26 protein-coding genes are annotated in these 21153 nt (G+C 59.5%); 15 read left to right on the top strand and 11 right to left on the bottom strand.

The window, feature by feature from the left end; translation table 11 throughout:
* The first annotated feature begins 5 nt into the window (after positions 1 to 5).
* The 10 genes from K3754_RS08215 to K3754_RS08170 all read left to right on the top strand — a co-directional run bounded on the left by K3754_RS08215 (position 6) and on the right by K3754_RS08170 (position 7612).
* Entirely contained in the window at positions 6 to 560 is a 555-nt protein-coding gene (locus K3754_RS08215) for a CvpA family protein (protein WP_120504770.1), read from the top strand.
* Between the two features lie 176 nt (positions 561 to 736).
* Positions 737 to 2221, top strand: a complete 1485-nt coding sequence (gene purF, locus K3754_RS08210; protein ID WP_203212153.1) for an amidophosphoribosyltransferase — start codon at positions 737 to 739, stop codon at positions 2219 to 2221.
* Positions 2222 to 2441: 220 nt separating this feature from the next.
* Positions 2442 to 2699, top strand: coding sequence for a YjhX family toxin (locus tag K3754_RS08205; RefSeq protein ID WP_203211495.1), 258 nt, complete (start codon positions 2442 to 2444; stop codon positions 2697 to 2699).
* 9 nt (positions 2700 to 2708) lie between these two features.
* Positions 2709 to 3170 (top strand): GNAT family N-acetyltransferase, encoded by a 462-nt coding sequence (locus K3754_RS08200; protein WP_259942737.1) that lies wholly within the window; start codon positions 2709 to 2711, stop codon positions 3168 to 3170.
* An 83-nt stretch (positions 3171 to 3253) separates the two neighbouring features.
* Positions 3254 to 3667 carry a hypothetical protein gene (locus K3754_RS08195; RefSeq protein WP_259942735.1) on the top strand — a complete coding sequence of 138 codons (414 nt, stop codon included), beginning with the start codon at positions 3254 to 3256 and terminating at the stop codon, positions 3665 to 3667.
* Positions 3668 to 3741: 74 nt separating this feature from the next.
* Positions 3742 to 4071 (top strand): pilus assembly protein PilP, encoded by a 330-nt coding sequence (locus K3754_RS08190; RefSeq protein ID WP_259943283.1) that lies wholly within the window; start codon positions 3742 to 3744, stop codon positions 4069 to 4071.
* Between the two features lie 43 nt (positions 4072 to 4114).
* The gene (locus K3754_RS08185) at positions 4115 to 4750 is read left to right on the top strand and encodes an SDR family oxidoreductase (protein ID WP_203211499.1); all 636 of its coding nucleotides are present in this window, start codon (positions 4115 to 4117) and stop codon (positions 4748 to 4750) included.
* 90 nt (positions 4751 to 4840) lie between these two features.
* Positions 4841 to 5626 (top strand): 5'/3'-nucleotidase SurE, encoded by a 786-nt coding sequence (surE, locus tag K3754_RS08180; RefSeq protein WP_203211500.1) that lies wholly within the window; start codon positions 4841 to 4843, stop codon positions 5624 to 5626.
* On the top strand, positions 5623 to 6279 hold the full coding sequence (locus K3754_RS08175) for a protein-L-isoaspartate(D-aspartate) O-methyltransferase (protein WP_203211501.1): 657 nt from the start codon (positions 5623 to 5625) through the stop codon (positions 6277 to 6279). The genes surE and K3754_RS08175 overlap by 4 nt, the downstream gene beginning before the upstream one ends.
* 61 nt (positions 6280 to 6340) lie before the next feature.
* Complete coding sequence (locus tag K3754_RS08170) at positions 6341 to 7612, top strand: M23 family metallopeptidase (RefSeq protein ID WP_259942732.1); 1272 nt, start codon at positions 6341 to 6343, stop codon at positions 7610 to 7612.
* Between the two features lie 8 nt (positions 7613 to 7620).
* On the opposite strand, the gene K3754_RS08165 is transcribed toward K3754_RS08170, so the two are convergent.
* From K3754_RS08165 to tatA, 4 genes are read right to left on the bottom strand one after another with little or no spacing between them, the layout of a single operon-like run.
* Positions 7621 to 8463: an ATP-binding protein gene (locus K3754_RS08165; RefSeq protein ID WP_259942730.1), complete on the bottom strand. Its 843-nt coding sequence runs from the start codon at positions 8461 to 8463 to the stop codon at positions 7621 to 7623.
* On the bottom strand, positions 8460 to 9359 hold the full coding sequence (gene tatC / locus K3754_RS08160; RefSeq protein ID WP_203211504.1) for a twin-arginine translocase subunit TatC: 900 nt from the start codon (positions 9357 to 9359) through the stop codon (positions 8460 to 8462). Before tatC ends, K3754_RS08165 begins: the two co-directional genes overlap by 4 nt.
* A 3-nt stretch (positions 9360 to 9362) precedes the next feature.
* A complete protein-coding gene (tatB, locus tag K3754_RS08155; protein ID WP_259942727.1) occupies positions 9363 to 9986 on the bottom strand; it encodes a Sec-independent protein translocase protein TatB in 624 nt (207 codons plus the stop codon).
* A 3-nt stretch (positions 9987 to 9989) separates the two neighbouring features.
* Positions 9990 to 10199, bottom strand: a complete 210-nt coding sequence (tatA, locus tag K3754_RS08150) for a twin-arginine translocase TatA/TatE family subunit (RefSeq protein WP_203211506.1) — start codon at positions 10197 to 10199, stop codon at positions 9990 to 9992.
* A gap of 212 nt (positions 10200 to 10411) precedes the next feature.
* On the opposite strand from tatA, the gene K3754_RS08145 reads away from it, so the two are divergent.
* Together K3754_RS08145 and K3754_RS08140 are read left to right on the top strand one after the other, a co-directional pair.
* Positions 10412 to 10723: a hypothetical protein gene (locus tag K3754_RS08145; RefSeq protein WP_259942725.1), complete on the top strand. Its 312-nt coding sequence runs from the start codon at positions 10412 to 10414 to the stop codon at positions 10721 to 10723.
* Between the two features lies 1 nt (position 10724).
* Positions 10725 to 11402 (top strand): YafY family protein, encoded by a 678-nt coding sequence (locus K3754_RS08140; RefSeq protein ID WP_259942723.1) that lies wholly within the window; start codon positions 10725 to 10727, stop codon positions 11400 to 11402.
* Here the strand turns inward: K3754_RS08140 and K3754_RS08135 are convergent, their stop codons facing one another.
* The 6 genes from K3754_RS08135 to K3754_RS08110 form a co-directional block, all read right to left on the bottom strand.
* Positions 11403 to 11771: a Lin0512 family protein gene (locus tag K3754_RS08135; protein WP_259942720.1), complete on the bottom strand. Its 369-nt coding sequence runs from the start codon at positions 11769 to 11771 to the stop codon at positions 11403 to 11405. It lies immediately after the preceding gene.
* Positions 11764 to 12117 (bottom strand): Lin0512 family protein, encoded by a 354-nt coding sequence (locus tag K3754_RS08130; RefSeq protein ID WP_259942718.1) that lies wholly within the window; start codon positions 12115 to 12117, stop codon positions 11764 to 11766. The genes K3754_RS08135 and K3754_RS08130 overlap by 8 nt, the downstream gene beginning before the upstream one ends.
* Before the next feature lie 26 nt (positions 12118 to 12143).
* Positions 12144 to 13229, bottom strand: coding sequence for an ABC transporter ATP-binding protein (locus K3754_RS08125; RefSeq protein ID WP_203211511.1), 1086 nt, complete (start codon positions 13227 to 13229; stop codon positions 12144 to 12146).
* 33 nt (positions 13230 to 13262) lie between these two features.
* Positions 13263 to 14621 (bottom strand): sodium:proline symporter, encoded by a 1359-nt coding sequence (locus K3754_RS08120; RefSeq protein ID WP_259942716.1) that lies wholly within the window; start codon positions 14619 to 14621, stop codon positions 13263 to 13265.
* Positions 14622 to 14728: 107 nt separating this feature from the next.
* Positions 14729 to 15847, bottom strand: coding sequence for a hypothetical protein (locus tag K3754_RS08115; protein WP_259942714.1), 1119 nt, complete (start codon positions 15845 to 15847; stop codon positions 14729 to 14731).
* On the bottom strand, positions 15847 to 16626 hold the full coding sequence (locus K3754_RS08110) for an SDR family oxidoreductase (protein WP_203211514.1): 780 nt from the start codon (positions 16624 to 16626) through the stop codon (positions 15847 to 15849). Before K3754_RS08110 ends, K3754_RS08115 begins: the two co-directional genes overlap by 1 nt.
* Positions 16627 to 16763: 137 nt before the next feature.
* On the opposite strand from K3754_RS08110, the gene K3754_RS08105 reads away from it, so the two are divergent.
* On the top strand, positions 16764 to 17777 hold the full coding sequence (locus K3754_RS08105) for a Hint domain-containing protein (protein WP_259942712.1): 1014 nt from the start codon (positions 16764 to 16766) through the stop codon (positions 17775 to 17777).
* Here K3754_RS08105 and K3754_RS08100 read toward each other — a convergent pair.
* Positions 17774 to 18490: an MgtC/SapB family protein gene (locus K3754_RS08100; protein WP_259942710.1), complete on the bottom strand. Its 717-nt coding sequence runs from the start codon at positions 18488 to 18490 to the stop codon at positions 17774 to 17776. The genes K3754_RS08105 and K3754_RS08100 overlap by 4 nt on opposite strands.
* A gap of 116 nt (positions 18491 to 18606) precedes the next feature.
* On the opposite strand from K3754_RS08100, the gene K3754_RS08095 reads away from it, so the two are divergent.
* The gene (locus tag K3754_RS08095; protein WP_203211517.1) at positions 18607 to 20214 is read left to right on the top strand and encodes a peptide chain release factor 3; all 1608 of its coding nucleotides are present in this window, start codon (positions 18607 to 18609) and stop codon (positions 20212 to 20214) included.
* Complete coding sequence (locus K3754_RS08090; RefSeq protein ID WP_259942706.1) at positions 20214 to 21149, top strand: glycosyltransferase family 2 protein; 936 nt, start codon at positions 20214 to 20216, stop codon at positions 21147 to 21149. Before K3754_RS08095 ends, K3754_RS08090 begins: the two co-directional genes overlap by 1 nt.
* Positions 21150 to 21153 lie beyond the last annotated feature (4 nt).

Genomic DNA, 21153 nt, shown 5'->3' with positions numbered 1-21153 from the left:
GGCAAATGGAAGGTTTTACCATTATTGATGGCGTGGTGGCATTGGTCATCGTGTTGTCCGCCCTGTTGGCCTATGGCCGTGGGCTGGTGCGAGAGAGCATGGCAATTGTGGGCTGGGTGGCGGCGGCTGTTCTGGCGTTTCTGTTTGCGCCTCGGGTCGAACCATTGGTGCGCGAAATTCCGGTTGTCGGTGAATTTCTGGCGGACAGTTGTGAATTGTCGATCATTGGCGCCTTTGCCATTGTCTTTGCCATTGCGCTGATCGTTGTGTCGCTCTTCACACCGCTGTTTTCATCGCTGGTGCAACGCTCGGTGCTGGGTGGATTGGATCAGGGGCTTGGTTTTGTCTTTGGCGTGGCACGGGGCATCTTGTTGGTTGCGATTGCCTTTTTTGTCTACGACACCGTGATCACTGGCCAGCAATACACCATTGTGGACGAAAGCCGTTCTGCCGCTGTGTTTGGCCAATTCACCGGCCAGATCGAAGAGCAAAACCCCGAAGAGGCCATGGGCTGGATCACCTCGCGTTACGAGGCATTGGTGGGCAATTGCGGGCAATAAGCCCCAAGGCCCGGCCCCTGTTGATCGAGACCGCACAACCGCTATCCGGTGATGTATCTGGACAAAGGCAAAAACCGCCCGGATCAGACGTTCTTGCGGGGTGACATGCGCGATCATTCCCCCTAAACAGGCGATGTCTGTTAGCCGGATTCGGAGCCTCACCGTTGTCCAAGATCATGCCCCCCGCCCATCCCTTTGACACCTCCTATCTGCGCGATAGTGATGATGGTGATAAACTCAAGGAAGAATGCGGGGTGTTCGGCGTGATCGGCGTTGCTGATGCCGCCAATTTTGTCGCCCTCGGCCTGCACGCCTTGCAACACCGCGGCCAAGAGGCCGGCGGCATTGTCAGCCACCATCCTGATGCCGGTTTTCAATCCGCCCGCCGCTTTGGCTATGTGCGGGACAACTTCACCTCGCAGGACGTCATGGAAACCCTGCCTGGCCCGCTGGCCATCGGGCATGTGCGGTATTCCACCTCCGGCAACAAAGGCCCGACCGCGATCCGCGATGTGCAGCCGTTTTTTGGCGAATTTGCCATGGGCGGCGCGGCCATTGCCCATAACGGCAACATCACCAACGCCGAAGCCCTGCGCCGCGAATTGATCGAACGGGGCAGCATTTTTCAATCCTCGTCAGACAGTGAATGCATCATTCACCTGATGGCCCGTTCCCTGCAACGCAACATCCCCGAACGCATGGAAGACGCCCTGCGACGGGTTGAAGGGGCGTTTTCCATCGTCGCGATGACCCGTACAAAGCTGATCGGTGTGCGTGACCCGCTGGGCGTGCGCCCGCTGGTTCTGGGCAAGGTCGGTGACGGCTGGGCGCTCAGTTCAGAAACCTGCGCGCTGGATATCATCGGCGCAGAATTTGTTCGCGAGATCGAGCCGGGCGAGATGGTCGTTATCACTTCCAAGGGGCTTGAATCGCATTTCCCCTTCCGCCGTCAGCCCTCGCGGTTCTGCATCTTCGAACATGTCTACTTCAGCCGCCCTGACAGCATTCTGGGTGGACGGTCCGTATACGAAACCCGCGAAGCCATTGGCCGCGAGCTGGCCAAAGAAAGCCCGGTCGAGGCCGATCTGGTCTGCCCCGTGCCGGACAGTGGCACGCCTGCGGCCATCGGTTTTTCGCTGGAATCCGGCATTCCCTACGCCATGGGGATCATTCGGAACCAATACATGGGCCGCACATTTATTGAGCCGACAGAACAGATCCGCAACATGGGTGTGCGTCTGAAACTGAACGTCAACCGTGCCCTGATCAAGGGCAAGCGGGTGATCTTGGTGGACGACAGCGTGGTGCGCGGCACCACCAGCCGCAAGATCAAGGAAATGATCCTCGATGCCGGCGCCAAGGAGGTGCATTTCCGCATCGCATCGCCGCCCACGGCCTGGCCGTGTTTTTATGGCGTGGACACGCCGCAGCGCGAAAAACTGCTGGCCGCGACCATGTCCGAAGAGGAAATGCGCGAACATCTGGCGGTGGACAGTCTCAAGTTTATCTCGCTTGACGGGCTTTACCGCGCGGTGGGTGAAACAAAGGGGCGCGACAAGAAGTGTCCGCAATATTGCGATGCCTGTTTCTCTGGCGAATATCCGGTCACCCCAGCCGATCAGATCAGCCATGGTTTCGAGATGAAGCCAGCGGCGGAATAGCAACACTTGCACGCAAGCCCGATCGCGACGCTTGCGTGATCCCGCACATCCCCCTATCTGAGCCGCAACGTATCGCCCAGCCGCGATATGATGGAGTGTTTATGTCTACGATTGTGGTCCGCCACTAAGATCCGGCCAGCCGGATCGACCTAACCCAAACCCCTACCGCGCGTCAGGCCGGTGGGCGTTTTGCGTTGACGTAAATCCACGAGACATCACAGTGAACATCTCAAAACACGAACAGCGTGTTTTGCACGTCCTTGCACAGGGCGGCGCAATTCATTTCGAACGTATGCCCAACGGCAAAATCAACAGCGTCAGTTGTTACACACGGCAGGGGCACCTGCTGGAGGACTGTACGCTTCCCCTCTTTGACCGCCTCAAGAAACGGCGGTTCATCAAATCCAAAGGCGGACGCCCCTACCGGGTCACCCAGCAGGGTCTGGCCTGCGTCCGCGCACAACTCGACAACAGATAGGCGATAAATATGACATTAACCATCACACCAACACGCGCCGATGACATCCCTGCCCTTGGGCAGATCCTTGACCAGACCGAGCTTTTTCCGCCTGAGATGCTCAAGGAAATGCTCATGCCCGCTTTGGATGGCAGCCATCCCGCGCTGTGGCTCACTGCACATCTGGACGGCAGTGCCATCGGGTTCAGCTATACCGAGCCTGAAATGCTTGCCGAAGGGGCGTGGAACATGCTGGCCATTGCCATCGCACCGGACCATCAGGGCAAGGGACATGGCGCAGATCTTGTCCGCGCAACAGAAGCGCAGCTGCGCCAAAATGCGCAGCGACTGCTGATTGTGGAAACTTCCGGTTTGGCGGCATATGCCGCCACCCGCCGTTTCTATGACACCGCCGGTTATGACCAAGAGGCCCGCATTAGGGATTTTTGGGCTGATGGCGACGACAAGGTGATCTTTCGCAAACGGCTTTGAGCGGTTGGCCCCTGACCCGCAATCCAGGTCGGGGGCCAACCTCCTGCCATCTTTTGTCAGCAATTCATGGCATAACCCAAAGGATGCAACATGCGCCCGCCCCGCTTCTGGCCCTGATCGCCAAATGGTCCGGCCCCGCCCAGCAAGGGCTTTGGGCCTGCCGCGCCATCTTTCACGATGTGGCGGGGACCGCTGGCATCGGGCATCTGGACGAAAGCCTCAAATGGGGCCAACCGTCCTGGCGGCCGAAAAAGCCGCGCACAGGGTCGACTTTGCGGGTCAGTTGGGACAGCGGTGATCCCAATCACCTGCCCCTGTTTGTGGATTGCAAAACCGATTTGGCCAGCCGCATGCGGACCCTTTACCCCGATTTGCCGCAAAATGACGGGCGGCGGCGTCTTGCGGTGGATCTGACACAGCCCCTGCCGGAGCAGGCCATCGCGCATCTGGCGCAGATGACCTTCTGCTATCATCTGAAAACCGCCGCTGTCGGCTAATCTCCGCCGCCGTATTGGCAGGCTTTGGCTGACGCCAAGACAGGCCCCTTTTACCTTCTTACGGGCGTTGTTAGCTGGCTGTTAACACACCACCCGTTAAGCAGCCGGGCCAGAGAGCCAGGCGCAAGAAGGCATATATGACATCGCAGACATCGCAGGGGCAGACGCCCCCACAGGTGGCCAAACTGGCCACCGAACAGGTTCGCTTGGACAGCACCGCAGTGATCGGGATTTTCGGCAGCAACGCCGCGCCCGGCGCCTTGATCCGTACCCACCGAGGCAAGATTGAACGGGTCGCGGTGGGCGATAAGGTCGCAGGGGGCGTGGTCGCCGCGATCAGCGAAAACGCCGTAATCCTGAACAAACGTGGCAAAACCACCCAGATGAAGCTGCCCCAGACCTGACAGCAGCCTTGACGCGCAAGGCCGCGAAGTGCAAACCGCGCCCATGACAAAAACCGTATTGATCACAGGCGCCTCGCGCGGCCTTGGCGCCGCCCTGGCAGAGGCTTTGGCCCCCACCCATCACATCATCGCTGTGGCCCGCACCACCGGCGCCCTAGAAGAGCTGGATGACCGCATTCAGGCCGCTGGCGGCACTGCCACGTTGGCCCCGATGGACATCACCACCGCTGATGCCATGGCGGTCCTGTGCAAGGGCATTCATGACCGTTGGGGCAGCCTTGATCTGTGGCTGCACACCGCCATTCACGCCGCGCCGCTGGCCCCTGCCGATCATGTGGATGCCAAGCATCTGGCCAAATCCATCGACATTAACGTCACCGCCACATCGCGGCTGATCACCTATGTTGCGCCTTTGCTGGGGCAATCCGGTCAGGCGGTGTTCTTTGACGACCCTTGCGCGGGCCAGAAATTCTTTGGCAGCTATGGCGCCTCCAAAGCGGCGCAGATGGCGCTGGCCCGGTCCTGGCAGGCCGAAACTGCCAATATCGGCCCCAAGATCCAGATCGCCACACCCGCGCCTATGCCCACCGGCACCCGCGCCCGGTTCTTTCCCGGCGAGGATCGCAGCCCGCTGAGTGACACCAAAACCCAGGCCGCTGCGGTATTGGCGCAACTCTAAACGCTGCTGTGGGGTAAATTGCGGCTCGGCAAGGCCCGCATCCTTGCCCAGTCGCGGCCCCTCGCCTATCAAGGCGAAAAAGGGGCTTTCATGCGCATTCTGATCACAAATGACGACGGTATCAACGCGCCGGGGCTGCAGGTTCTGGAAGAGATCGCCAAAACCCTTGCCGGACCGGAGGGAGAGGTCTGGACCTGCGCCCCCGCGTTTGAACAATCCGGCGTTGGACATTGCATCAGCTACACCCACCCGATGATGATCGCCAAGATGGACGAGCGCAGCTTTGCCGCCGAGGGATCGCCAGCCGATTGTGTGCTTGCCGCGCTGCATGACGTGATGCCGGATGCGCCGCCCGACCTGGTGCTGTCCGGTGTGAACCGGGGCAACAACTCTGCCGAAAACACCCTTTACTCCGGCACAATCGGCGGCGCGATGGAGGCGGCGCTGCAAGGCGTGCCGGCCATCGCCCTGTCACAGTACTATGGCCCCGCCAACCGCGACATGGACAACCCATTCGACGCCTCGGCCCGACACGGGGTCGATGTGATCCGCCGCATCCTGGCCGCGACGCCAAACGAGACAGACGGTTACCGGTTGTTTTACAACGTGAATTTCCCGCCCGTCCCCGGCGCGGATGTCAAAGGCATCCGTCTGGCCGAACAGGGCCGCCGCCCCGGCACGGGCTTTTCAACAGAGCCGCATCAGTCGCCCTCGGGCCGCCGTTTTCTGTGGATCAAGGGCGGCGATCAACAGATCAAAACCGCCCCCGGCACCGACGCGGCCGTGAACCTTGAGGGATATATTTCGGTAACGCCCATGCGCGCCGATCTGACGGCCCACGACATGATGCAATCGCTGGATGGCATCAACACATGAGTGATCCCGCCGCCTCTGATGCAGAACGCAAGATGCAGTTCCTATATGCGCTGCGCTCCAAGGGGGTGACGGACAACCGGGTGCTGTCGGCCATGGAAGCGGTGGATCGCGGGCCGTTCATCAAGGGGCTATTTTCCGAACGCGCCTATGAGGATATGCCGCTGCCGATTGCCTGCGGCCAAACCATCAGCCAGCCCTCTGTGGTTGGGCTGATGACCCAGGCGCTTGAGATCAGCCCGCGCGACAAGGTGCTGGAGATCGGGACCGGTTCTGGCTATCAGGCGGCGATCCTCAGCAAACTGGCGCGGCGCGTCTACACCATCGACCGGCACCGCCGTCTGGTGCAGGAGGCCCGCAGCATCTTTGACGCGCTGGACATGCACAACATCACCGCCATCACCGCCGATGGCAGCTTTGGCCTGTCTGAACAGGCACCGTTTGACCGGATCATCGTGACCGCCGCCGCCGAAGACCCGCCCGGCCCGCTGTTGGCGCAGCTCAAGGAGGGCGGCATCATGGTGCTGCCTGTGGGCCAGTCGGATGCGGTTCAACACCTGATCCGCGTGCGAAAATCCGCCGATGGTCTCGAATATGACGAATTACGCTCTGTCCGATTTGTTCCCCTGTTGGAAGGGTTGGGCAAGGACGGATAAATATATTATGGTATGCGAAAATTCCGGACGACACGGAATAGACGCGGATGAGGACATGCAGATGCACCGTTCATTTTTACGCCGCCGTGCGCGGCTGACTCTGTTGGCAGGCAGCAGCGCCATTATTCTGGCCGCTTGCGGTGATCAGCCGCTTGATTTCGACCTGCGCGGCCTTGGCGGCGGATTCAGCACCGCCGAAGCGGCCACCGGCCCCCTGGCCAAACGCCCCAAACCCGATGATCGCGGAATCATCTCCTATCCGAACTATCAGGTGGCCGTCGCCCGGCGCGGTGACACGCTGGATGATGTGGCGGCACGGGTTGGCGCCGATGCGTCCACATTGGCCAGCTATAACGGCATCGAGGTCGACGTGGCCCTGCGCAAGGGCGAGATCATCGCGCTGCCCAACCGCGTGGCCGAACCCTCCCCCGCCACAGGCGCGGCGGGCACCGGCCCAATTCAGCCTCTGGACATCACAAGCATTGCCGAAGGCGCGATCGCCCGTGCGCCGGAAACTCCGGCCGTGCAAACCGCCGCGCTGCCGCCATCCCAGCCAGCGGCCAGCGCCAAGGCCGTGCCCGTGATGACTGGCAAAGAACCGATCCGGCATCAGGTGGAACGCGGCGAGACTGCCTATACCATCGCACGGCTCTATGCGGTGCCGGTCAAGGATCTGGCCGAATGGAATGGTCTTGGCGCCGATTTTGCCCTGCGGGAGGGGCAATTCCTGTTGATCCCTGTGCCGCAGCAAGCCCCGCCAAAGCGCAAACCGCAGCCCGCCACGGCGAAAAAGACCGCAGCGACCACCGCCAAGCCCGTTACAACCACCCTTCCCGGTGCCGGATCGCCAACGCCAACACCGCCCTCAGCGGCCAAACCGTTGCCTCAGGACAGCACGGCCAAGCCACTGACCCAAAAGGAAAAAGCGGCACCATCCAAACCGGTGGCCGATGTCGGCAAACCCACCAAAGCTGCCAAGGCGGGCAAACTCCTGACACCCGTGAAGGGCAGCATCATTCGCGGGTATTCCAAAGGTCGCAATGAGGGCATCAACATCAAGGCTGCCGCCGGCACTGCGGTAAAAGCCGCCGACACGGGCACCGTCGCCGCGATCACCAAGAACGCTGAAGGTGTGCCCATTGTCGTGGTACGCCATGCCGATAACCTGCTGACCGTCTATGCAAACGTCACCGATGTAAGCGTCAAGAAAGGCGATAAGGTCTCGCGCGGTCAATCCATCGCCAAGCTGCGCAGCGGCGATGACGCCTATGTGCATTTTGAAGTGCGAAAAGGCTTTGACAGCGTCGATCCGGAACCGTTTATCAACGGCTGATTAAGGGTTTAGCCCAGCGTCACGCCTTTGCGGCCCGCCAGATCAACAAAGTATTGCCATGCCACGCGGCCCGACCGTGCACCGCGTGTGGCCTGCCATTCGATGGCTTCGGCCCGCAGATCGTCATCGCTGATCTGCACTCCATGGGCATCGCAATAGCCCCGGATCATCGACAGATATTGGTCCTGATCGCAGGGATGAAAACCGAGCCAAAGACCAAAGCGATCCGACAAGGATACTTTTTCCTCAACCGCCTCAGAGGGGTTGATCGCCGAGCCGCGCTCGTTTTCGATCATGTCACGGGGCATCAGGTGACGGCGGTTTGACGTGGCATAAAGCACCACATTGTCCGGCCGCCCTTCGATCCCGCCGTCCAGAACGGCCTTGAGCGACTTGTAATGCGCATCATCATGGCCAAAGCTCAGATCGTCGCAGAACAGGATAAACCGCTGCGGCGCACCGCGCAGAAGCGACAATAAACGCCCCACCGATGGCAAGTCTTCGCGCTGCAATTCCACGATCCGCAACCGGTCATGGCTGGCGTGAACATCCGCGTGTATAGCTTTGACAAGGCTGGATTTTCCCATGCCCCGCGCCCCCCAAAGCAGCGCGTTGTTGGCGGGCAGCCCCGCCGCGAACTGGCGCGTGTTGGCCAGCAGTGTATCGCGCGACCGGTCCACACCGACCAACAGGCCGATATCGACCCGCGATACATTCCCAACCGGCTCTAGCAGGTCCGGATCGGTGTGCCAGACAAAGGCCGTCGCGGCGTCAAAATCCGGCGTGGCGAGTGGCGCAGGGGCCATGCGTTCCAGGGCCGCTGCGATACGTTCCATCGGATCTTTGGTCACTTCAGGTCGTCCTCGTCATCCGCGTCTTCGTCGTCGAATTCTGCCAAGAGATCATCTTCGTCGTCATAATACCCTTCGGCCCGCAGACGTGCCTCGCGCTTGGCCTCAACCCGGCTGACAAGGAAGATCGAAATCTCATAAAGCCCATAGACCACAACAAACAGGATAAGCTGGGTGACAACATCGGGCGGTGTCACCAGCGCGGCGAGCAAAAGGATACCAACAACCGCATATTTCCGCACGTTCCGCAGGCCTTCGGTGCTGACCAGACCGGCCTTGCCCATCAGGGTCAAAAGCACCGGCAGCTGGAAACACAAGCCAAAGGCGACGATCATTTTCAACGTGATATCAAGGCTTTCGTTGACCTTACCGTTGAACACGATATCGATCCCGCTTTTGCGGCCATCGCCGTCAACCACAAGGGCGGCGATGTAGGATGCCGCGTCAGAAAACCCAAGGAAGAACTGCATCGCCAGCGGCACAACCACGTAATGCGCAAATGCGGCCCCCATCAGGAATAAGACTGGCGAGGCGATCAGAAACGGCAGGAACGCCGATTTTTCGTTCTTATAGAGCCCCGGCGCCACGAAGCGCCACAACTGGTTGGCAATCACCGGAAAGCTGATGGCCAGACCGCCCACCATCGAGATGCGGATCAATGTAAAGAAATACTCCTGTGGCGCAGTGTATTGCATCACCGGATTGGGATTTCCGAGATTCCGCATGGTGTTTTCTATCGGCACCAAAAGGAAATCGAGGATCGCACTGCCAAAGGCAAAACAGATGATCATCCCCACCAGAAACGCCAGCACCGACCGGATCAGCCGCGTGCGCAATTCTGCCAGATGTTCAATCAGCGGCGCTGCGCTGTCGTCGATGTCTTCGGTGGCGCTCATGTTTTACTCTTTTTTGGCCGCAGCTGTTTTGGTGGCGGTTTTCTTGGCGGGCGCTTTTTTGGCAGCGGGCGTCTTGGCCGGGGCCGTCTTTGCAGCAGGTTTTTTCGCCGCGGTTTTCTTGGCTGCCGGTTTCTTGGCCGCCGGTTTTTTGGTGGCTGGCTTTTTGGTGGCAGGTTTTTCCGCCGATGGCGCAGCGACATCCGCCTCTGCCGCTTCGGCTTTGGCCAGCGCCTCAGTCGCCTCGCGCTGCTTGCGCTCTGCGGCGGCGCGTGCGGTGGCGGCTTCGATCTTTTTGCGATCCGCCGCGCGTTCTGCGGCCAGCTTGCCAGTCTCGCTGTTGGGGTCGAGGTCCGTCAATGACGAGGCAGCCGATTTGACACCGTCCATCGCCGCCCCCACCGGGTTGGTGGCCGCCTTGAGGGATTTGTTGATGCTGCTGGACATTTCGCGCACGCCGCTTTCGTCCGCGGCGTCATTCATCGCCGTGCTGAATTCACGCGCCATACCTTTGGCCTTGCCCACAAACTGCCCGACACGTCGGAACAACACAGGCAGATCCTTCGGCCCCACCACGATCAACGCGACGATGCCAACGACCAATAGTTCGGTCCAGCCCAGATCGAACATCCCTTAGACCTTGTCTTTTTCCGGAGCGGTCTCTTGATCAGCGGTCTCGGACTGGTCTGCCAGTTCCTTTTCGCCTTCGTTGATGCCCTTTTTAAAGCTGGTGATGCCCTTGCCGACTTCGCCCATGAGCGACGAGATCTTGCCACGGCCAAAAAGCACCAGCACCACAACCGCAATAAGCAGCAGGCCCGGCAATCCGATATTGTTCAACATTTTGCTTCTCCGTTCTGTACGCCGCCCCTCAGGCGACCGTTTTTCAGCATCTTTCTTAGGCCGCTTGGCGCAAGACAGGAAGGGCAAACGCCGTTTGCGGTGCATTGCGCGGGGTCGATACGCAAAAAATCAGACACTTGCGACACTCAACTGACAGGTTTATGTCAGTTGTAGGCGGCTAAGACGGCCTCACACATGAAAAGGAGTATCCCATGTCTGAGACCACACAAGTTGCCGAAGTTGTCACGTTTCGCCTGTTGAAGGGCGCCGATCCCGCCGCATTTGTCAGCGCTGCTGCCGAGATTGATCCCATCCTGCGCAGAAGCGGAGCCGTTCTGGGGCGGACCCTGTCCATGGACGATGATGGACTATGGACCGATCACATCATCTGGACCGATTTGCAATCGGCCCGGACAGTTGCAGAACAGATGATGGCCGATCCCGCCGCCGCGCCCATGATGTCGATGATTGACCCCGATGATGTGGCCCTGCGCCACGCCAGGATCATGTATCAAAAGGAGTAATATGCGCCGCAGCGACCGTCTTTTTGACATTATCCAAATCCTGCGCGACGGCAAACTGCACCGCGCGCAGGACATCGCCGCACGTCTGGAGGTGTCCACCCGCACGATCTACCGCGATATGGACACGCTGGTTGGCTCCGGCGTGCCAGTCGAGGGGGAGCGCGGCGTCGGCTATATGATCACCGAAGCGATCAGCCTGCCGCCGCTGACCCTGACGGCCAGTGAGTTGGAGGCGTTGAACCTTGGGCTGGCTGTTGTGGCGCAGGCCGCCGATCAGGATCTCAAAACTGCTGCCGACACGCTGGCCGACAAGATCGACGCCGTGCTGCCCGCCCGCACGATTGCCGAGGCGCAGGCGTGGAAATTTGCAGTCTATCCTTTTGCAGATGCCACCCGAAACCTGAGCCACATGGCCCTGTTGCGCAGCGCCATCAAAGCCCGGCAAAAGGTGCGGCTGACCTACACCTCGCGGGACGACAATGTCACAAGCCGGGTGATCCGGCCTTTGCATATGGAATATTGGGGCCGCGTGTGGACGCTGACATCATGGTGCGAATTGCGCAATGGTTTCAGGGTGTTCCGCCTTGATCTGATCGAAAGCACCGAGGCTTTGCCGGAACTCTTTGTGGACGAACCGGGTAAGACCATCGCGGATTACCAGCCCTATGCGGACAGTTGATCAGCCCTTGATCTTCCATCCGTTCTGCGGCGGCAGGAACGCCTCGACACTGGCTTGAGCTATCACAATAGTCTCGCCGCCCGCTGGCACGTTTAATCCGCCAAACACCGCCGTGACCTCGGCCCGCCCGCGTGGCAGTTTCGCCGCGAGAACCTCAAGATCCAGCTTTTCCGGCTCCTGCACCGCAACCGTCACCTGGACCCTCATGTCACTGTGATCCAGCCCCGTCACGCCAAAGATCGGCAGTGAGGAATGACGAAACGCATCTTCAATCGCGCGGCCAGCGGCCTTGGTATAGTCCATACCGTGCAGATCATTGCCCATGCCCATTTCGATGATGACGCGCTGATGGTCTTTGGTGTTACGCATCGGCCCGCTCCATCTCGAACCCGACGGACAGCGCCACATTGGCCATGATTGTCGGATGACCGTCCCCATCCGGGCGCGGCACATCCAGACCGCCGCGCTGGATGTTGACGGTCACCTCACCATAGGGAAACACCGCCCGCAGGGCATCAGCATCCACCTCTTCGGGCTTTTGCACACCCACATCGAGGGTGATCTGCATGTCGGTTTTGTCAAAGCCGAACAGCTCCGCCAGATTGATCGAATTATGCCAGAGCGCATCTTGCACAGCACGCTTTGCCGCTTGGGTATAATCTCCGCGCCGCAGCGACGACCCCATACCAAATTCCACCAACAACGTCTGCGCCATGATTGCCCTCCTCGATCAGTCCCCGGTCAAGTGACTGGAAACACAAAACATTTGTCACGCCGGATGGTCAGCCACATCACCGCTCCGGGCTGCGGCAGGAACACATTGGGCACCGTCGCCTTGAGCAATGACCCATCGTGATCCATGCGAAATTCCACAAGGCTTTCGTTGCCCATGAACCGCGCCCGTTCCACCACGGCCCGCGCCGCCGCGCCGTCGGTGGCGGTGGGCGCTGGCCCTTTGCCGCCACGATCAAAGTCGATGCGCACATGCTGGGGACGGAAAACGATATCAACGGCGGTGCCATCGGGCACACCGGGGGCCAGAAACCGGCCAAATGGAGTTTGTGCCAAAGCGCCTGAAACTTCGGCCCGCAGCACATTGGCGTCACTAAAGAACGCAACCGAGGCGCGGTCAATCGGGCGGGTGTAGACATTATAGGGCGCGCCCTGCTGTACGATCTTGCCATTGCGCATCAGGGCGATTTCATCCGCCATCCGCATCGCCTCGTCCGGCTCATGGGTGACAAGCAAAACTGCCGTGTCTTCTTCTTTCAGGATGCTCAGGGTCTCATCGCGAATACCATCGCGCAACCGGTTGTCGAGCCCCGAGAATGGCTCATCCATCAACATGATGCGCGGACGGGGGGCAAGCGCACGGGCCAGCGCCACGCGTTGTTGTTCGCCGCCGGAAAGCTGATGCGGATAACCGTCGATAAACCGTTTGAGATCAACCCGTTCCAGAAGCTCTTCGATCCGCTTGCGTTTTTCCGCCTTGGTCCCGGTCTTCAGGCCAAAGCCGACGTTGTCTGCTACGCTTAGATGCGGAAACAGGGCAAAATCCTGAAACATCAAGCCAATCTCGCGCCGCTCAGGCGGGACACGAAACACCGTGTCGCAGATCAGCTTGCCATCCACATGGATTGTGCCGCTGTCCTGCATCTCTACGCCGGCGATCATCCGCAATGTCGTGGATTTGCCGCAGCCAGACGGGCCCAGCAGACAGGTCACCTGCCCCGGCATGATCTGCAAAGACACACCATCCACAACCGGCCGCCCCTCATAGGTGCGGCGCAGGTCTTTGATCTCAAGGCGGGGAACAGGGGCAGTCATGGGTATCCGATAAAATCACTCGGAAACCAGCTATCAGCCCCGCCGCATCCCCGCAAGCACTGCGGCAAAACCTGCGACCAAAACCACCACGCAGATCACCAGCAGTTGTTCGTATTTGTGCCCCTCCGGCAGGAATGCGGCCACCGTCGGCCAGCTGCGGGCGAAATAGGCAAAAGCGCCCAACATCGCCGCGCCGAAGGCCACCAGATAAGCCCAAAGTGCCACAGGCCGTCCCATCACCAACCCGACAATCAGCACGGGTGTAAGGAACATCGACGCCGTGCCAGACACCGCCACTGCATCAAACAACGTGGCATTGCCCCACAGCGTCAGCGCAGTGCCAGCAGTCATAAACACCAGCATCACAATACGTCCCCCACCAAGGGACCGGGGCGCAAGGCGCAACTCCTCTACCACCAGACGCGCCGCAGAGGACAGGGCCGAATCCAAAGTGCTGAGCGCAGACACCAGCAGCGAAATCATTAACGCCACAAAGACCCAAGGCGGGAACATGAGCGCCCATGTGCCGATCAATTGTCCCTCATAATCCGCACCGGTCAGCCCAGCTTGAATTCCGAAAAAGCCAAACCCGATGATGCAAAGGGTCGAGATCCAGAAGGCATGCAGAAAGGAACGCTGTGTCGTCGCGGGATCCGCGATGAAACCGCGATCCATCATCACCGGATCATGCGCGGGATAGGAGAAAACCTGTAGCCCCGCCACCAACAGCAGCACCCAGCCGTTGTAAGCACCAGAAACGCCCGGTGCGGTCAGAACGGCAGGCAGATCAAACCCCGGTGCCGCCAACAGCGCCCCAAAGGCAAGGCCAAACACCACCAGAAAAACCGCCATCTGCAAAACATCCGTGCGCAGCGCGGCAGACAAACCGCCCCATGCCGAATAGGCCAGCCCCAGCACGGCAACGATCAAGATCGCGCCCGTGCCACTGCCCGCAAGCACAGCGTTGAAAATCAGCCCCACCACCAAAAGATTGGCAAAGACCTCGGACAACAGCCGTAATGCAATCACCAGATTGTAGCACCCGGTGCCAACCGCGCCAAACCGGCCTTGCAACCAATCCTGCACGGACCCTGCGCCGCCGCGCCGCAGATGCCCGACGATATAGCCGCCCGTCAGGAACGATCCGTAATAGGCGGCATAGGCCAAGGTGCCCGCAATCCCGTAATAATAGCCCAGAATCGCTGCGTTCATCAGGGATCGGGCAAATATCCAGGTGGTCACCTGCGACAGGACCAAGACCCAGAGACCCGGCGCTCGGCCATCCACCCCCTGCCCGCCAAAGAACCCCTCAACGCTGGCGCGGCGCGGCGCTACCAATAGGCTGGCAACAAGGACCGCCGCAAAGAGCGCAATCAGAACAGGGGTTTGCATGGTAAAGCCTTTCGCAGATCACCTTGTGGATCAGCCTTAGTCGAGCACCACCAACCCCGCCAGTTGTCGCAGGCGCCGCTGTCAGGAATGTGATGGGTTGTCATCCCTCAGGTCAGCTCAAAATCCGCCGTGGCCACATCGACACCATTGACCTGCAAGATGACCTGATGCGCGCCCGGATGCAGGGTAAAGGTTGTCGCATCGCCCTTGAGCCGGTGATTCTTGGACAGGATCAAAGGTTTGCCAGCCGTGATCTTGCCAGTCTTGAGCTTGAACACTTTCTCCGCGCTCTTGCCCTGCGGTCGCGCAAATCGCAGGCGGTAATCCACCAGCACAGGCAGCTCTTGCTTGGCAGTCAGTTCCACCTCAAAGCTCAGAACTTCGCCGATGGCATAGCTCTCTTGTCCCAGCCTGACCTGCGCCGTCACATCGACATCACTGCGGTAGCCAAGCAGATCCAGCGCCCCGCCATGCCCTTGCTTGATCAAGGTGCGCAGGGAATGCCGGGTCATCCACGCCAGTTCTTTGGCACTTTGCTTGCCACTGTCATCCCAGGATCTAAGCAGATTCACCACGACATCGGGTTGGTTTTTTGCAATGTCATTCAAGTGATTAGAGACCGATCTTGTCACATATCGGGTCTTGTCCGCATGGAGCCGCGCCAGCAATGGCAAAGTCTGATCGCTGCTCAAGGTGACAGCCTTGGCCCATGGCAATTTCGGGCGCGTGCCTTCGCTTACCAAGCGGCGCACATGGTAATTCTCATCCTCAACCCAACGGTTCATCCGCGCCAGTGTTTCATCCGGCCAACGGTTCAGAAAGGGTCGGATGTAGAACTCCATCGAGAACCGCTTGGTCGCCTGATAAAGCAGATCAAGCGCCCGTTCCCGGTGATCCTCCAGCCCATGCCGCACCGCAAGAATGCCGGGCAAGCCGTGGATAAACCGCCCAAAATCATCATCGGTCAATGACGGATCAAGCGGAGGCGGCATCGCCGCTTCAAGCTGTGCGGCCATTGTGGGAAAATCGCGGGCCAACTGCGCTTCAAGGCAATCGGCCATCCACTCCATCCGCGCCAGCAATTCCCGCTCGGCAAAGCCTGAAAGCGCCTCCCGCTGGAAGCGAGCGGCGTCAAAGTCGGGCAAGGCGCTGGCAAATTCGGATGCCAGATCACCCACTGAATCTGCATTGAACAGGTGATCCTTAAGCGAAAATTTCTCAGCCATTACATCGTGATATTGGTCGCACCACCATCCAGCAGGATATTCTGCCCGACGATGAAACCGGCATGTTGTGAACACAAAAACGCGCAGGTCGCACCAAATTCGTCCGAGGTGCCATAGCGCCCTGCCGGAATTGTGGCTGCGCGTTCGGCGCGGGCCTCATCAAGAGAAATGCCGCGGGCCTTTACCACGCCACCATCCAGCATATCTGCGCGGTCGGTCGCATGAATGCCGGGCAACAGGTTGTTGATCGTCACGCCCTTGCTCGCCACCTGCCGCGAGGTGCCAGCGACATACCCGGTCAGCCCGGTGCGGGCCGAGTTGGACAGGCCCAAAACACCGATCGGCGCGCGCACGGATTGCGAGGTGATATTGACCACCCGGCCCCAGCCACGCTCCATCATGCCGGGCACTTTGGCTTTGATCAGGGCAATCGGAGCCAGCATATTGGCATCCAGCGCCTTGATGAAATCCTCGCGGTCCCAGTCATGCCACATACCCGGAGGCGGGCCGCCCGCGTTGTTGACTAGAATATCAATGTCGCCCGCCGCCTCGATCACGGCCGCTTGGCCCTCTGCGGTGGCCACATCCGCCGCCACTGTGGTGATCTCAACACCGTAGGCCTGCCGCAGACGCTCCGCCGAAGCCTGCAGCGCCTCGGCGCCACGTGCGTTCATAACCAGATTGACACCAGCCGCCGCCAATGCCTCGGCGCAGCCAAGGCCGAGGCCCTTTGAAGATGCGCACACCAGTGCCTTTTTGCCCTTGATCCCAAGATCCATATCGCGATTCCCTCCATCTGTTGTGCAAGACCTACCACGGCCACGATCCGAAGCCAGCACCGATACATCATCCTTACCGGTTAACGGAATTCTCACAGTTTCAGGTAAATCATCGCAAAACTGCAAAGGATCCTGCCATGCCAGCCTCTCGCACGTCCCATCCGCATCAGCTTGCCGTGATACGCGGTGATGACTTCCGCGTCAGCCAGGGCGCAAATCAAGGGGATGTTTTGACCGGTGCCTCTGATTTGGTGTTGGACGATCAATATACCTTGGCCAAGGATGCACCAGCGGAGGTTCTGGCCCTGCATCCCGGCCCGGACAACCTGTTTGAGGTTGCCGATGGCACGTCTGTGGCACGCGCAGGTGCTCAACTTTTGTTGGAAGCGCGGCTGTGCATGATGTCTCCAATGGGGATGATGATGGATGCGCTCTTGTTTGTTGAAACAAACACATCAGGTGCCAACCGCGCGGTTTTCCTGCATCCTTTCTCGCCCCTGATGCCCGGTGTGCCCTATGCACTGGTGGATATTGACCCGGACAATGCACGACTGTTTTTTGCGCAATCCGGCACGGTGTCACTGGGGCGCGGCACCCTGATCACACGGGCGGGCGGACAGCAAACCCCCGTCGAACATTTGCGTCCCGGCGATCTGATCATGACCCGTGACGACGGTGCGCAACCCCTACGCTGGATCGGGCAGCAAACGCTGCGGGCGGTCGGGGATCTGGCCCCGGTTCTGATCCCGGCCGGAACGCTGAACAACCAAAACGACCTGTTGCTCAGCAAGGATCAAAGCCTGTTCATCTATCAGCGGGACGACCGTCTGGGCCTTGGCCGCGCCGAAGTGATGATCAAGGCAGAGCATCTTGTAGATGGCCAGATCATCACCCGGCAAGAGGGTGGTTTTGTTGAATATTATCAGTTGGTTTTCGACAATCACCAGATCATCTTTGCCGAAGGAATCGCCGTGGAAACCATGCGGATCAATCGCCGCAATCGAGCATTGTTGCCGGCCAAGATGTCGCGCCGATGGGGGCCGGCGATCCCGGGCCATTCCGACAGGCCTCATGCCGCTTTTGAAATCGCTGACGCCCCCTTTGGCAAGGCAAACCCAGCGCAGTTGCTGCGCCGCGCCAGCCGGGGTTAGCTGTCGCCAGCCGCCTCATACCGCAGGCTGCTGATCTTGAGGTCCAGCATCAGCGGATCAAGCGCTTCCTTGAGCGGCGCATCGGACGGCCCCGCCACTGTCACACTGAGGTCCAGACGCGATGCCCCGCTGTCATCCTCGCGCTGACGTTCCAACCCGCTGACATGGAATTCAGGGGGCGGCAAACGGTTCAGAAGCAAAGACCGTACATCCGCCTCATGCTTGGACTGACAAGACACCGTGATATGCGCCTCCGTTACAATCGGCATGCCAGCAGAGGTCTTGGTTTTGAGAAATTTCACCAAGGGCCGCAGGCCCAGATTGACAAAAATGATCATGCCTGTGGCAAGCACCGCAAACAATGGCGCCCCCGCACCGGCCAACAAACCGACCGCAGCAGAACACCACAAGGTTGCCGCAGTGTTCAGTCCGTGCACGGTAAACCCATGCCGGAAAATGATCCCCGCGCCCAGAAAACCAATGCCGGACACCACCTGTGCGCCCACCCGTGTCGGGCTTAATTCATCGGGGAAAAGGCTTGAAAACACGACATAACTTGCCGCGCCAAGCGCGACCAAAGCATTGGTGCGCAGCCCTGCCATGCGTTGGCGCACCTGGCGCTCTGATCCGATCAACCCCCCGCAGACGAGGGCCAAAGCCATGTTCAATGCCGCCGCGGCAAGTGAGATCGGGAGGGTTAAATCTGATTCCATTCAGCCACCCTAACGGGCAGGTCAGCCCTGCGCCAACCAGATCCGACGTAAAGCAGCCCATCACCGCCGCCCAAGCCCGCTTGCCGCCGCGCTGCGCCATCGCTATATGCCAATCCATGTTGGACAACCTCAAGAACCGCCCCGAATTGCCCCCGGAAATCGCCCGTCGCCGGACATTTGCCATCATCAGTCACCCTGATGCGGGCAAAACCACCCTGACGGAAAAATTCCTGCTGTTCGGGGGTGCGATCCAGATGGCCGGACAGGTCCGTGCCAAGGGCGAAGCGCGGCGCACGCGATCTGACTTTATGGCGATGGAGAAGGACCGTGGCATCTCTGTTTCCGCTTCGGCAATGTCCTTCGATTTCAAAGAGTTCCGCTTCAACCTTGTGGACACACCCGGCCACTCCGACTTTTCCGAGGACACCTATCGCACGCTGACGGCGGTGGATGCAGCCGTGATGGTGATTGACGGTGCAAAGGGTGTGGAAAGCCAGACGCAAAAGCTGTTCGAAGTGTGCCGGATGCGCGATCTGCCGATCCTGACCTTCTGTAACAAGATGGACCGCGAAAGCAGGGACGTTTTTGAGATCATTGACGAAATTCAGGAAAACCTCGCCATTGACGTGACCCCGGCCAGCTGGCCCATCGGGATCGGACGCGATTTTATCGGATGCTATGACATCCTGCGCGACCGGCTTGAGCTGATGGACCGCGCCGATCGCAACAAGGTCTCGGAATCAATCGAGATCAACGGCTTGGATGATCCAAAACTCGCCGAACATGTGCCGGCCAACCTGCTGGAAAAGTTGCAGGAAGATCTTGAAATGGTGCGCGAATTGATGCCGCCCATGGACGCGAGATTGATGGCCGAAGGATCACTGACGCCAATCTGGTTTGGCTCCGCAATCAACTCTTTCGGGGTCAAGGAACTGATGGAGGGCATCGCCAAATTTGGCCCGGAGCCGCAAATCCAGTCGGCTGAACCGCGTCACATCCTGCCCGAAGAAAAGAAAGTGTCGGGATTTGTGTTCAAGGTACAGGCCAATATGGACCCCAAGCACCGCGACCGCGTGGCCTTTGTCCGGCTTGCCTCGGGGCATTTTCTGCGCGGCATGAAGATGACCCATGTGCGCACCAAAAAACCGATGTCGATCACAAATCCGGTGATGTTCCTCGCCTCTGACCGTGAGCTGGCCGAAGAGGCATGGGCCGGCGATATCATCGGCATTCCCAATCACGGCCAATTGCGCATCGGCGATACCCTGACCGAAGGCGAAGCGTTGCGGGTCAGTGGCATCCCGTCGTTTGCGCCCGAATTGCTGCAAGGGGTGCGTGCAGGTGATCCACTCAAGGCCAAACACCTTGAGAAAGCTCTGATGCAATTTGCCGAAGAAGGCGCGGCAAAAGTGTTCAAACCCTCCATCGGTTCGGGCTTTATCGTCGGCGTTGTGGGGCAGTTGCAGTTCGAAGTTCTGGCCAGCCGGATCGAGCTGGAATATGGCCTGCCTGTGCGGTTTGAAGCCTCACAATTCACCTCGGCACGCTGGGTGAATGGTGATACGCAAGCCGTTGAAAAATTTGCAGATAGCAACAAACAGCACATCGCCCATGACCATGATGGCGACATTGTCTATCTCACCCGTTTGCAGTGGGACATTGACCGGGTTGAGCGCGATTACCCCGACGTGCGCCTGACCGCGACCAAGGAGATGATGGTGTAATGACCACTTGGGGGTTGAGCGCGACTGTCCTCGCCCCTGCCGCGGAAATTCTGCAATTTGCCGCCTACCATCTGGAGGCGGGCGCGCATCGGATCTATCTCTATCTGGACGATGACAACCCCGCCGCCTTTGACCCACTCAAGGCACATCCCAAGGTCCGTGTGACCCGCTGTGATGCCGCTCACTGGGACCGGCTGGGTATGAAACGGCCCCGCAAACATCAGGTCCGGCAATCGGCCAATGCCACGCAGGCCTATCAACGGGCGGGCGAAGTCGATTGGTTGATCCATATGGATGTGGATGAATTTCTGGTGTCATCCCGGTCTGTTGCGGCCTCCCTTGCCGCCTGCCCGGCAGACCAGAAAATCGCCCGCATTCGCCCGATGGAAGCGCTGGCAGGTGACGGCACTGCCTTCAAAGCCTTCATTCCCAACGGTCCTGACCGGGCCAAGATCGTGCGCGACCTTTACCCGACTTACGGCGCCTATGTGAAAGGTGGGTTTCTCAGCCATCTGGCCGGCAAGGTGTTTGTACGCACCGGACTGCCCGACGTTCGAGTGCAGATCCACAACGCTTTTCAAAACGATCAGATGCTCAAAGGGCCAGAGCAACATCCCGATATTGATCTCGCCCACCTGCATGCCGCGAGTTGGGACAAATGGATGGCCGCATATCGGTTCCGCGTCGCCAAAGGGTCCTACCGCGCAGAACTTGCGCCGAACCAACCGCGCGACAAGGGCGGGTTGTCGATGCATGAGCTTTTGACAATGATCGAAACCGAAGATGGCGAGGCTGGACTGCGCGCGTTCTTTGACGAGCTTTGCGCGGATACACCCGCAATGCGGGAAAGGTTGGCGGGTTTTGACATGCTCAAGCGGGCCAATCTTGGCTTAAAGGCAACATTGTCCACACATTTCCCGCAGTTTTTGCTCTAATCGC

The organism is Sulfitobacter sp. M368, assembly GCF_025141875.1.
Lineage (GTDB): Bacteria > Pseudomonadota > Alphaproteobacteria > Rhodobacterales > Rhodobacteraceae > Sulfitobacter > Sulfitobacter mediterraneus_A.
This window is presented reverse-complemented; position numbering and strand designations above follow the sequence as displayed.

Bases quoted from the DNA above. Each gene is read 5' to 3' on its own strand.
- K3754_RS08215 (WP_120504770.1), top strand. From the start codon at position 6: ATGGAAGGTTTTACCATTATTGATGGCGTGGTGGCATTGGTCATCGTG.
- purF (WP_203212153.1), top strand. From the start codon at position 737: ATGCCCCCCGCCCATCCCTTTGACACCTCCTATCTGCGCGATAGTGAT.
- K3754_RS08200 (WP_259942737.1), top strand. From the start codon at position 2,709: ATGACATTAACCATCACACCAACACGCGCCGATGACATCCCTGCCCTT.
- K3754_RS08195 (WP_259942735.1), top strand. From the start codon at position 3,254: ATGCAACATGCGCCCGCCCCGCTTCTGGCCCTGATCGCCAAATGGTCC.
- K3754_RS08185 (WP_203211499.1), top strand. From the start codon at position 4,115: ATGACAAAAACCGTATTGATCACAGGCGCCTCGCGCGGCCTTGGCGCC.
- surE (WP_203211500.1), top strand. From the start codon at position 4,841: ATGCGCATTCTGATCACAAATGACGACGGTATCAACGCGCCGGGGCTG.
- K3754_RS08175 (WP_203211501.1), top strand. From the start codon at position 5,623: ATGAGTGATCCCGCCGCCTCTGATGCAGAACGCAAGATGCAGTTCCTA.
- K3754_RS08170 (WP_259942732.1), top strand. From the start codon at position 6,341: ATGCACCGTTCATTTTTACGCCGCCGTGCGCGGCTGACTCTGTTGGCA.
- tatC (WP_203211504.1), bottom strand. From the start codon at position 9,359: ATGAGCGCCACCGAAGACATCGACGACAGCGCAGCGCCGCTGATTGAA.
- tatB (WP_259942727.1), bottom strand. From the start codon at position 9,986: ATGTTCGATCTGGGCTGGACCGAACTATTGGTCGTTGGCATCGTCGCG.
- tatA (WP_203211506.1), bottom strand. From the start codon at position 10,199: ATGTTGAACAATATCGGATTGCCGGGCCTGCTGCTTATTGCGGTTGTG.
- K3754_RS08145 (WP_259942725.1), top strand. From the start codon at position 10,412: ATGTCTGAGACCACACAAGTTGCCGAAGTTGTCACGTTTCGCCTGTTG.
- K3754_RS08140 (WP_259942723.1), top strand. From the start codon at position 10,725: ATGCGCCGCAGCGACCGTCTTTTTGACATTATCCAAATCCTGCGCGAC.
- K3754_RS08135 (WP_259942720.1), bottom strand. From the start codon at position 11,771: ATGCGTAACACCAAAGACCATCAGCGCGTCATCATCGAAATGGGCATG.
- K3754_RS08130 (WP_259942718.1), bottom strand. From the start codon at position 12,117: ATGGCGCAGACGTTGTTGGTGGAATTTGGTATGGGGTCGTCGCTGCGG.
- K3754_RS08125 (WP_203211511.1), bottom strand. From the start codon at position 13,229: ATGACTGCCCCTGTTCCCCGCCTTGAGATCAAAGACCTGCGCCGCACC.
- K3754_RS08120 (WP_259942716.1), bottom strand. From the start codon at position 14,621: ATGCAAACCCCTGTTCTGATTGCGCTCTTTGCGGCGGTCCTTGTTGCC.
- K3754_RS08115 (WP_259942714.1), bottom strand. From the start codon at position 15,847: ATGGCTGAGAAATTTTCGCTTAAGGATCACCTGTTCAATGCAGATTCA.
- K3754_RS08110 (WP_203211514.1), bottom strand. From the start codon at position 16,626: ATGGATCTTGGGATCAAGGGCAAAAAGGCACTGGTGTGCGCATCTTCA.
- K3754_RS08105 (WP_259942712.1), top strand. From the start codon at position 16,764: ATGCCAGCCTCTCGCACGTCCCATCCGCATCAGCTTGCCGTGATACGC.
- K3754_RS08100 (WP_259942710.1), bottom strand. From the start codon at position 18,490: ATGGAATCAGATTTAACCCTCCCGATCTCACTTGCCGCGGCGGCATTG.
- K3754_RS08095 (WP_203211517.1), top strand. From the start codon at position 18,607: ATGTTGGACAACCTCAAGAACCGCCCCGAATTGCCCCCGGAAATCGCC.
- K3754_RS08090 (WP_259942706.1), top strand. From the start codon at position 20,214: ATGACCACTTGGGGGTTGAGCGCGACTGTCCTCGCCCCTGCCGCGGAA.